A 4,123-nucleotide genomic window follows, 5' to 3' on the forward strand; every position below is an offset into this window, starting at 1 on the left:
GGTCGATACCAATACCATCTGAATCTTTACGATAAGAAGGAACAGAATCGACTTCGTACTCGACATAGACACTCATATACCATCTGCCGTTCTTCTGTCCAATCCGTCCTTTTACAATCTCAACTTCGTTTGGAACATAAGTCGGAATTCGACCTTTCTCCTTGAGGTGGACTCGTCCAAGTTTTGGTACCTGGACATACCATCGAGTCGATCGAGCGGGTTGACTGAGACTGTTGCGGCAGAAATAAACCATCGATTCGTTGGAACCTTTCTTCTTGAACTTTGGAAACCCGCTTTGTTTCCTGAAGAACTTACGATAAGCCTCGTTTGCATCGTTGATCGATTGTCTTACTGCTTTGGAAGGACAGTCGTTGATCCATATCTTTCCGCTGGCGGGGATATAGTCCTGTTTGAGCCATGTATAGAACTTTGCTGGGTTCATCAACGTACTATGAGGCTTACGCCCTAATGCTTCAGCAAGCTTCTTTTCTGCTTCCCAACGTTCTTGGTTCTCATGAAGATACAGGTTGTAAACAAAACGGCAGATTCCCTGAAACCGGGCAATCTGCTGTTTTTGTTCGTCTGTTGGATCAATCTCAACTTTGAATGTCCTATATCGTTTCATGGGATTACGCCTCCTGTTCTTTGGTCAATGAATCATCTTCTTTGATCATTTTCCTGTATTTTCTCAATCCATACAATCTGTCCGAAAACATGCGCAGGATGGCAATGATGCCTTCGACAAGTTCCTTTTCAAAAGAGAGTTCTTCGTTGTTTACAACGATGATCCTGCCCCCGAATCTTTCACACAATCGTTCGAACCAATCGAAACCAAACCGAACGAATCGGTCTTTATGGGCTATCACGATCTGCGATACTTTTCTGTCCATGACCTGATTCAATAGGTTGTTTAATTTCTTGCGGTTGTAGTCCATACCGCTTCCATAGTCTTCTATCACTTCAGAAACGATGATTTCACGGACATTACAGAACTGACGAAGAAATGCGGCCTGGTTTTTCAGATCGTCTTTCTGATTTCTTGTCGAGACTCAAGCATAGATGACAGAAGTTTCTTCTGTTTTGGAAGAACCAACAGATCCTCCAGTCAGTTCTAAATATTGTTCATGAGTGTAATAGCGAACTTTGCCAAAAAAGCGATAAGAAGTCAGTTTTCCTGCCTTCTCCCATTTCCTGAGGGTTTGGAGAGAAACACCGATCATCAGCGCTAATTCACCAATTTTGTATCTCTTTTCCATGACTATATAATAACCGAAAAGAATAGAAAAGATACGAAAATCAGTCACTTAACATGTCTCCTTTTCGGGCAATCCAGATGAATACTGGAACACCGATCACCGCAAAGATCAATCCAACCGGAGTTTCAGAGGGTGCATTAATTACTCTGGCTGCCACATCAGCTAGGACCATAAATAAGGCTCCTGCGATCATTGAACCCGGAATGACTTTCTGATAATCGCCTCCTACAAAAAAGCGTACAAAGTAGGGGACAAGCAAGCCAACAAAAGCAATTGGCCCAGCTAAGGATACTGCACTTCCTGCTAATACCATAACGACAAACAGGCTAAGCCAGGTGCTTCTTTCTACATCCAGACCCAAACCTCTTGCGGTATCGTCTCCCAGGGACAGTAATGAAATTTTTCTTGACAGTAATAAAGCACTGATCAACCCAAACAGAATCACTGGAGCAGCAATGGTCAGCTGATCCATCCGAATACCAGCAGTACCGCCAGCTGTCCAGAAAGTCAGGTCCTGGCCAATATTGGCAAATATGGAAATGAACTGACAGATCGAAGTTAGAAATACAGAAGCTGCACTCCCTGCCAGAACCAGGCGAACTGAATCTGTTTTTCGATGATTGATCTTTAATAAACCAAAGACAATCAACGCAGCCATTGAAGCGCCTAAAAAAGAGGCGAATACAGTCAGTGAAAAATTGATTTGACTTGCTGCAGCTAAACACATTGCCAAAGCAAAAGATGCGCCTGCATTAATTCCAAGAAGCCCGGAATCTGCCAGCGGATTGTGCGTTACACCCTGCATGATGGCACCGCTTGCTCCAAAAGCCGCGCCTACAAGAATATCTCCCAGAGTACGCGGCAAACGAAGCTCAATGATCGCTAAATGCTGATGCTCTGCAAGATCTGGTGAAAACAGGGCCTGCAGCACGGTTTGCCAGGAAATATTTGTACTACCCATAAATAAAGAAAGGATTGCCGCGGCCAGAACCGCTGCAATCCCGGTCAGTATGAACAGGCAGAACTGTACATGACCATTTTTCTTCATGGCTTATTCTCCAAATTGTTCAAAATAAGCGGTAAGTTCTTCGAGCTGTTTGCTTTGAGTGATCGGATCACGATGCATCCAGGCCACTTGCTCGTAAGGCATCGTTTTTCCTTCTTTGACAGCCGGAAGATTATTCCAGATCTGTGAATCTTCTACAAAGGAGGCATCGGTATCGCTTAGAATTCCATAAAGAATAAAGTCACCTGTATATTCTGGAAGAGCTTCAAGAGAAATTACTTCGTATGGAGTATCACCATCAACCATTGATTTCTGAACGGCTTCAGGCGCTTTCAATCCCCAGAGGTCATAAAGAATATGTCCGCCTCTGGCAAAGTGGCTGCCCATTGAATAAATCTGCTGCGGCCAGACTTCTACAATAGATACAGTCTGATCACCAACGATGTCATGAACTTTTCCTTTACTTTCTTCTACCTTCTGATTGAACTCAGAAATGTAGTTTTCAGCTTCGCTTTCTTTCCCAACCAGATCGGCTATATATTTAAATAGTTCTTCATCGCTTCGCTTTCCGTCCTGTATGTAAACAGTCGGTGCGATCTTAGAATACTTTTCATAATCAGCTTCAGTGATGGTTACAATCAGATCAGGCTCGGCTGCTGCAATCATTTCCTGACTGGTTTCAGCACTGGTAATATTCATCGGTTCAATTCCACCGATGTATTCAGCCAGATATGGATTATCCAGTGCGTAAGGGGAAGCGATAATCGGTTTAGTATCAACCGCTAAAAATTCTCCGAGATAGTAATCCGATACGATTCTTTGAGGATTAGCAGGAATTTCAACTTCTCCTTTATCAGTTTCGACAATTCGAGTTTCTGAATTTTCCTGTTTTGTTTCATCGTCGTTAGAATTTGAAGATGAACATCCGGCAAGTGAAACTGCCATACTCAGACTGGTAAAAATGGCAGCAGCTTTCCCAAATGAATTGAGTTTAAACATTGACTAACCTCCATTGAATAAATTCTCGACTCCTTTCGATAAGGGTGTGATAGACAAAAATCGAAAAGAATAAAGAGCTAATGTAATCAAGTTAGATTAAACTAATAAGTAATTGAATTTTCAAGTTAAAAGCCATCTCTATATTTGTGAGAGCTCATTCAGATAATGAAGAACCAACCATTTTAAATATCAAGTGGATTCAAGATACAGAAGCAGCCGAAATGGTGCTGCAGATCTAAAAATCCCGATCGTGTATCGGTGATCAAAATGACAAGAAGAATGGGAAGTGAAAACTAGTTGACAATTTTCTTGCATTTCTAAAGACAGAGGAGTATCTTTTAAAAGCTGATTTGAAAATCAGTGTCTTAGAATATCCAAACTGCTTTACCTAGGGCAGAAATCCTTGTTTGTGAAAAAATTAAAAATAATTCACAAAAAGGGTTGACCGATGACTGTTGGAGTGGTATTCTTAATGAGCCTTGTGAGAGACGGCTTGTTTCTCACAAGTGAAGTCTTCTTCTGCTTGTGAAATTCAAAAAGAAATTCACAAAAAAAGTCTTGACTTTGGTCAGGACAGGGAGTAAGATAAACAAGCTTGTGAAAGATAAATAAATCTTCACAAATAACTCGTTCTTTGAAAACTTTACAGACAGTATGTACAAGTACCAATTGGTACAGGTTAAACAAACAAACCAAGTACAAGTCAATTCAACCTGAACAATCAAAAAATAAAATAAAACGCAAAAGCGTTGAGTCAAATCAAATGGAGAGTTTGATCCTGGCTCAGGATGAACGCTGGCGGCATGCCTAATACATGCAAGTCGAACGGTATCTTTGGATACAGTGGCGAACGGGTGAGTAA

General features: G+C 41.5%; 3 protein-coding genes, 1 rRNA gene and 1 pseudogene. 1 reads left to right on the plus strand and 4 read right to left on the minus strand.

What is annotated here, in order from left to right; genetic code table 11:
* From BO222_RS00515 to BO222_RS00530, 4 genes and pseudogenes are all read right to left on the minus strand, one after another.
* The coding region (locus BO222_RS00515; RefSeq protein WP_158024525.1) for an RNA-guided endonuclease InsQ/TnpB family protein at positions 1 to 625 on the minus strand (625 nt) is incomplete at its 3' end.
* Between the two features lie 4 nt (positions 626 to 629).
* Positions 630 to 1,256: pseudogene (locus BO222_RS00520) on the minus strand (IS607 family transposase).
* A 40-nt stretch (positions 1,257 to 1,296) separates the two neighbouring features.
* Positions 1,297 to 2,304 carry a FecCD family ABC transporter permease gene (locus tag BO222_RS00525; RefSeq protein WP_075817421.1) on the minus strand — a complete coding sequence of 336 codons (1,008 nt, stop codon included), beginning with the start codon at positions 2,302 to 2,304 and terminating at the stop codon, positions 1,297 to 1,299.
* A gap of 3 nt (positions 2,305 to 2,307) precedes the next feature.
* Positions 2,308 to 3,261 (minus strand): ABC transporter substrate-binding protein, encoded by a 954-nt coding sequence (locus BO222_RS00530; protein ID WP_075817423.1) that lies wholly within the window; start codon positions 3,259 to 3,261, stop codon positions 2,308 to 2,310.
* Positions 3,262 to 4,021: 760 nt separating this feature from the next.
* On the opposite strand from BO222_RS00530, the gene BO222_RS00535 reads away from it, so the two are divergent.
* Positions 4,022 to 4,123: ribosomal RNA gene (locus BO222_RS00535) — 16S ribosomal RNA — on the plus strand; the annotation flags it as partial.

Origin of the sequence: Ileibacterium valens, from assembly GCF_001945525.1 — a bacterium.
Lineage (GTDB): Bacteria > Bacillota_I > Bacilli_A > Erysipelotrichales > Erysipelotrichaceae > Ileibacterium > Ileibacterium valens.

Coding starts and splice junctions, on each gene's coding strand:
- BO222_RS00525 (WP_075817421.1), bottom strand. CDS start 2,304: ATGAAGAAAAATGGTCATGTACAGTTCTGCCTGTTCATACTGACCGGG.
- BO222_RS00530 (WP_075817423.1), bottom strand. CDS start 3,261: ATGTTTAAACTCAATTCATTTGGGAAAGCTGCTGCCATTTTTACCAGT.